At 39.3% G+C, this 3,509-nt stretch carries 3 protein-coding genes; all 3 read left to right on the top strand.

Annotated elements, in window-relative coordinates; translation table 11 throughout:
• Nucleotides 1–211: 211 nt before the first annotated feature.
• Nucleotides 212–2,254 (top strand): TonB-dependent receptor plug domain-containing protein, encoded by a 2,043-nt coding sequence (locus CXF78_RS17320; protein WP_102037458.1) that lies wholly within the window; start codon nucleotides 212–214, stop codon nucleotides 2,252–2,254.
• Between the two features lie 10 nt (nucleotides 2,255–2,264).
• Complete coding sequence (locus tag CXF78_RS17315) at nucleotides 2,265–2,804, top strand: YfiR family protein (protein ID WP_102037457.1); 540 nt, start codon at nucleotides 2,265–2,267, stop codon at nucleotides 2,802–2,804.
• The coding region (locus CXF78_RS17310) for a CHASE sensor domain-containing protein (RefSeq protein WP_145991539.1) at nucleotides 2,801–3,509 on the top strand (709 nt) is incomplete at its 3' end. The genes CXF78_RS17315 and CXF78_RS17310, both read left to right, overlap by 4 nt.

The raw sequence follows: 3,509 nt of genomic DNA, 5'->3' as shown, positions 1-3,509 counted from the left end.
GGCCGATAGTCATATTTATGTCATCAAAAATTAACAGAAGATCAAAATTGAGATATTTGACGATTCATTTTTGGTAGGTTGTTGGTAAAATGTTAATGGATTTACCATTGAACATACTTTAAACTTAATCGAATAAGTTGTTTGTGTGATTTAATTTTTTGAAAAATAAATTGGCATTGTTGTCTTTGGCTTGGTGAAGGAATTATTGAAAATGTTAAAGCTGAAAATGACTTTTTATTCTGCATTATTTGTTTTTTCTGCGAGTTCTACAGCTATAGCCGCTGATTCAGACTCTTTAGATCTCAGTCTACAAGAGTTAATGAATGTTGAAGTGACTTCTGTATCAAAACAAAAGCAGCCTCTATCCAATTCACCAGCAGCAATTTATGTTGTTACAAGCGAGAGTATTCGTCGCTCTGGTGCGACCTCAATTCCACAAGCGCTTCGCGATGTGCCAGGGCTGCATGTAGCGCAGATTGATTCACAAAAGTGGGCCATTGGAAGTCGTGGTTTTAATGGGCGCTACAATAACAAATTATTGGTTTTGATGGATGGCCGAACTCTTTATTCTCCAGCATTCTCCGGTGTCTATTGGGAAGTGCAAGACACGCTTATGGCTGACATTGAGCGTATCGAAGTTATCCGTGGTCCAAGTGCAGCTTTGTGGGGGGCGAATGCGGTTAATGGTGTGATTAACATTATCACTAAACACAGTGCCGACACATTAGGAGGCTATGGAGAGCTAGGTGCCGGAGATTATGAGCAAGGCTTTGCTGGTTTTCGTTATGGATCAACATTGTCTGACAAGGTCACGTCGAGAGTATATTTGAAAGGCCATGAAAGAGATTCGTTTGAGCTTGACCTAAATGATCTTGAGAGTGACTTACTGGTACCATTTGCCGATGCAGGCAAAGATAATAGCTGGCAGCATCTGCAATTAGGTGGGCGCATTGATATTCAGCTAGAGACAGACACAAGTCTCACGTTAAGCAGTGACTTTTACAAATCTAAAATGCAGCAAGCACCTAATATTGCATCAACAGAAGCGCCGCTATATCGAAATTATTATACTGATGAAGTCAAAAGTGATGGTTTTAACTTGTTATCAAAGTACACCAAAGCAATATCGGCAACCTCTGAATATAGTGTGCAAACTTATTACGATTATGCCAACAGAGATGAAAATTTGTATGGTTTAAGCAGTGAAACCTTTGATGTTGATTTTCAGCATCAGCTAATTATTGGGCAAAATCATAATGTTGTTTGGGGATTAGGATACCGTTATATACAAGATGAGCTCGGATCCAGCCCTATTCTAGAAAGTAGTGAGGCTTCCTCGACAAATACTGATTTGTGGAGTGCGTTCATCAGTGACGAAATTATGCTAGTTAAAGACGAGTTGTGGCTTACTCTGGCTTCGCGTTTTGAACAAAATGACTATACAGGTTTTGAGGTTCAACCCAATATTCGTCTTAGGTGGCAGTTAGATACAAGAAACAGCGTATGGACTTCTATTGCTCGAGCAGTGCGAACCCCATCAAGATTAGAAAACAATATATCTGCAAATGCCCTTAATATACCGCCTTCTGACGTGGCCCCGCTGGTTAAGGTATGGGTGTCGGGTAACGACAATTTTGAATCCGAAGAAATGGTCTCATACGAGATAGGATATCGTTTTATTCCGGCAAGCCAATGGTCTTTTGATACTACCGTATTTTATAACGATTATGGCAAACTGCGCAGCGTGTCAGAGTCTGACAGTACAATTGATTTCAGTACATTCCCTAATTATATTTCGCAATATGTCTTATTTGGCAATAGTTTGGATGGATATAACTATGGGGTTGAATTATCTTCGCTGTGGGTTGTAACTCACTCACTTCAGTTAAGAGCCAATTACAGCTTTATCCAAAGCGAATTTGGTGGCAGTTTAAATCAGAATACTGATGCACCTGAGCATATGTTGTCGACAATAATTGATTGGAATATTACCGATGATATAGATGTTAACTTCGTATGGCGTTTTATCGATAACAATAACGTGATAAGCCAAAACGGCACAAGTATGAAGACTATTCCTAGCTACCATAGTGTGGATATTGGGCTACGCTGGATGGTTACGCCGGATATCTCATTATCGGCGTTCGGGAAAAATTTGCTTCATCCTACCCACCTTGAATATGAAGGAGAAAGCTTACAATTTCCTTATCGGGTGGGACCAAGTTACTTTGTTAAAGCGACGTTAAGCTTTTAAGGTCGCCACAATGAAAAAAGCTAATTTGAGTCGACAGATACTGTATTCATTATTGGTTGTATTTGTGCTGCTTCCGCGTTCATCTATGGCTATGTCCCAAAATTCGTTTGATTTAAAAGCGGCGTTTACCTATAACTTCGCGAAATTTACCCAGTGGCCAGAATCGCGACTTAATACACCATCTGCGTGGAAAATATGTTTCTTTGGAAATCAATATCGCGATAGTTTTATGGGGCTTTCGAAGAAAAAATTGGTGACTCAATCAATCACGGCTATTCAGCTATCAGAAACAAGTCAAATCGAACAGTGTGATGTGGTATTTATCGATGCTAACTCTAGGGATTTAACTCGTCGTTTGTTTTTGGCTGTCGATAATAAACCTATTTTAACGGTTTCAGATATCTCGGGATTTGCGGTGCAAGGAGGCATGATTGAAATCGTTGAAAAAGATAAACGATTGTTTTTCAATATTAATATTAAAGTGTTAGAGGCTTCAGGGTTGGATATCAGTTCACAAGTATTGAAATTGGCACTTGAGGTTAAACGATGAAAATAATGAATTTAGCATCAATTCGAACAAAATTGATTTTTTCAATGCTAGCGATCGCTATTCTTGTCATTGTCATTATCTCTGCATCATTAATCACTAAGCAATATGCAGTGACTAAAGAGAAAGCTGAACAAGGTTTAGCGGTGCTAAGTGATATTGTGGCGAGCAATAGTCTGTCAGCGGTTATTTTTAATGATCCATCGTCAGCCGAAAAGACCTTATCCGCGCTCATTGCTCAGCCAGATATCATCCACGCGACTATTTATGATCCTACAGGTAATCCATTTGCCGCTTACCAAGGTCATGGGGTTTATCAAGGCGTTATTGATCAGCAGGAATTATTGAATATTATTTCTTCCAAGAAAAAGCTGACGCAATTTAACAATGATGGAGTGCACTCATATACCCCTTTGCTTTTTGAAGGTGAGGTGGTGGGCTTGTTACATATTACGGATAATATGAACGCACTCACTAAGCAACTGGATGATTATTTAGTGTTGGTTACTTCAGCCAGCATATTGGCTTTTACGGCGAGTTTATTGGTGATGTTTTGGTTGCAATCTTTATTCACCAAACCACTTAATACGCTTTTGGAAGTTATAGAACATATCTCAAATAAAAAAGACTATACGCAACGAGTCAACCTTAAATCGAATGATGAATTTTCTCAGCTGGCGCACAGCTTTAATGTGATGATCGGCGAGG

The organism is Shewanella sp. 11B5 (assembly GCF_002836795.1).
GTDB lineage: Bacteria > Pseudomonadota > Gammaproteobacteria > Enterobacterales > Shewanellaceae > Shewanella > Shewanella frigidimarina.
This window is presented reverse-complemented; position numbering and strand designations above follow the sequence as displayed.

Coding starts and splice junctions, on each gene's coding strand:
- CXF78_RS17320 (WP_102037458.1), top strand. CDS start 212: ATGTTAAAGCTGAAAATGACTTTTTATTCTGCATTATTTGTTTTTTCT.
- CXF78_RS17315 (WP_102037457.1), top strand. CDS start 2,265: ATGAAAAAAGCTAATTTGAGTCGACAGATACTGTATTCATTATTGGTT.